Annotated in this window: 3 protein-coding genes and 1 pseudogene; 3 read left to right on the top strand and 1 reads right to left on the bottom strand. The window is 68.6% G+C overall.

Going from position 1 to position 2,298, the window contains the following annotated elements; translation table 11 throughout:
- A pseudogene (locus VFF46_RS39920) lies at positions 1-413 on the bottom strand (aminoglycoside phosphotransferase family protein); the annotation flags it as partial.
- An 82-nt stretch (positions 414-495) separates the two neighbouring features.
- On the opposite strand from VFF46_RS39920, the gene VFF46_RS39915 reads away from it, so the two are divergent.
- From VFF46_RS39915 to VFF46_RS39905, 3 genes are read left to right on the top strand one after another with little or no spacing between them, the layout of a single operon-like run.
- On the top strand, positions 496-930 hold the full coding sequence (locus VFF46_RS39915; RefSeq protein ID WP_325042484.1) for a VOC family protein: 435 nt from the start codon (positions 496-498) through the stop codon (positions 928-930).
- A 57-nt stretch (positions 931-987) separates the two neighbouring features.
- The gene (locus VFF46_RS39910) at positions 988-1,662 is read left to right on the top strand and encodes a hypothetical protein (protein ID WP_325042483.1); all 675 of its coding nucleotides are present in this window, start codon (positions 988-990) and stop codon (positions 1,660-1,662) included.
- 31 nt (positions 1,663-1,693) lie between these two features.
- The gene (locus tag VFF46_RS39905) at positions 1,694-2,275 is read left to right on the top strand and encodes a helix-turn-helix transcriptional regulator (protein ID WP_325042482.1); all 582 of its coding nucleotides are present in this window, start codon (positions 1,694-1,696) and stop codon (positions 2,273-2,275) included.
- Positions 2,276-2,298: the final 23 nt, after the last annotated feature.

The raw sequence follows: 2,298 nt of genomic DNA, 5'->3' as shown, positions 1-2,298 counted from the left end.
TCGATGAAGGCCCAGCGGTCCCCGTTGCAGACCAGGTTCCACGGGGCGAGGTCGCCGTGGCAGATCAGGTCGCCGCCGGCCGGGTCCGGTACGACGGGATGCCAGGCCGCGTCCGGCGGCGGGTCGAACGTCACCATCGCGTCGTGCAGCTCGCGGATCAGCCGGCCGAGCCGGAGCAGTTCGTCGACGGAGAACGGCGGCAGCGTGTCGGCGAGCTTGCCCGGGAGGTACTCGAGCACGTGCCGGCCCTGCTCGTCCCGACCGAGGGTCCGCGGCGCGAACGGCTTGCCGTCCAGGTGGATGAGGACCGCCTCGACGCCGGCCGTGTGCGCGAGCGCAGGCTTCCGCACGGTCCCGCCGATCCGGACGACGCGGTCGGCGACGTTCCCGCCGGTCAGCTCTTCCTCTTCCATGCCGCCATGATGGTGGAGCGGGACCCGCGGCGGTACGGATTTACGGTGGACCGGCTGGCGACGGGACCCGTACCTTAGGCGGGTGGCTACGGTACGGAAGGTCCAGATCACCTTCGACTGCGCGGACCCGCAGCGGGTCGCGCGGTTCTGGTGCGAGGTGCTCGGGTACGTCGTACCGGAGCCGCCCGAGGGGTTCGCGTCGTGGGACGAGTACGAGCGCACGCTGCCCGCGGAGCAGGCGGGGAGCTGGTTCGCGTGCACCGACCCGACCGGCGAAGGCCCGCGGCTGTTCTTCCAGCGCGTCCCTGAGGGCAAGGTCGTGAAGAACCGGGTCCACCTCGACGTACGCGTCGGCACCGGGATGGTCGGCGACGAACGACTCGCCGCCCTCGAGGCCGAACGCGATCGCCTGGTCGCGCTCGGCGCCACGGAGGTCCTGCTCCAGCGCGCCGACGGCATCAACGAGTCCTGCATCTGGATGAACGATGTCGAGGGCAACGACTTCTGCTTGGACTGACTTCTGCTCGGACTGGATCGATGATGGCTCGCGGCGTGCCGATGAACGCCGCTTCACATGGACGCTGTGCTCAGCCTGAAGTTCGAAGTACCCGATGACCGGCCGGACTGGCCGGTGGTCACGATCCGCGTCAACGGTTCGAATCCGTTCGCGGGAGTGGCCGACGAGTGGCAGGGATTCGACCCTGCCGAGATCCTCGGCGCGGATGCACCGTTGGTTCCGGACGACGCCGGCCGACGGGTGGCCGTCTACCGCTGCTCGTGCGGGGAACCCGGCTGCGGCGTGATCGCGCCGTACATCGTGCCGTCCCCGGACCACCAGCGGATCTCGTGGATCGACTTCCGCGACTACACCGGCGTCTTCAACGGCCCCCTCACCGCGACCCCCACCGAGGGTCGCCCGTGGAACCTGCCGGACCTGCACTTCAACCGTACGCAGTACCTGGCCGAGGTACGCCGAGCCACCGCCGACCGCTCCTGGGAAACCCCACGCCGCGCGACCGCCCGCCTACTCAAGGACCGCCTAAGGTCCATCCCGCATCTCCGCTGGATCAGCCCAGCCTGGAACGCAGACGGCGTCCAACTCTCCATCGAACAACCAGGCCACCCCCAGCAGCTCCTACACCTAACCAGCACCAAACCCACCCCAGAACAAGCCGCCAGCGACATGGCCCACCAACTCCTCTCCACCCCACCCACCACCTGGCCCGACAAGTTCCGCGCTATTATCTGATTAGATAACACAGCGCGGAGGGAGCGTTGCCATGGACAGGGACAGCCAGGCGGTCACAGAGCTGCTCGACAGCGCACTCGCCGAGAGTGGGCTGTCTCAGGCGGCGTTCGCCACTGCCCTCGGTACGTCGGCGTCCCGCCTGTCCACTTATCGGTCCGGCAAGACCAAACCGACTGCGCAGTTCTTCCTGCGTGCGCGGCGGATCGCGCGGGCCCTGCATGCGGCGCGCGAGTTCCGGATCATGACGGCGCCGGCCACGGCGACCGCGATCCGTGAGGCGAGCGACGAGGACTGGGCCTGGCGGATGCTGCTCCAGGGCCGTGACCATCTGCGCCTCCTGCTCCTCCGCCGCGACGGCTCCGAAGCCGCTTGGGAGGCAGCGCCCGGAACGACCGGCCGGCCGGAATTCGATGTCTTGTTAGCTGCCCTGACCGCGCAGGAGTTCCGTGCGGCAGATCAAGATCCACCCGAATGGACCAAGATCCAGGCCCTTCCGGAGCCCTGGATCCCCGAGCATCCGTTCCTGGAACCGGACGAGATCATCGCCCAGACTCCCGACTACCTCGCGCAGCTCAACATCTTCGTCCCGGCCCGCGACCTGGTGACCGCATGAGCGACCCCCGCAACGAATTCACC

The sequence above is a fragment of the Kribbella sp. genome, assembly GCF_035655035.1.
Classification (GTDB): Bacteria; Actinomycetota; Actinomycetes; order Propionibacteriales; family Kribbellaceae; genus Kribbella.
The sequence above is the reverse complement of the archived record's forward strand: the minus strand, read 5'-3'. Positions and strand labels throughout refer to the sequence as shown.

Coding starts and splice junctions, on each gene's coding strand:
- VFF46_RS39910 (WP_325042483.1), top strand. CDS start 988: ATGGACGCTGTGCTCAGCCTGAAGTTCGAAGTACCCGATGACCGGCCG.
- VFF46_RS39905 (WP_325042482.1), top strand. CDS start 1,694: ATGGACAGGGACAGCCAGGCGGTCACAGAGCTGCTCGACAGCGCACTC.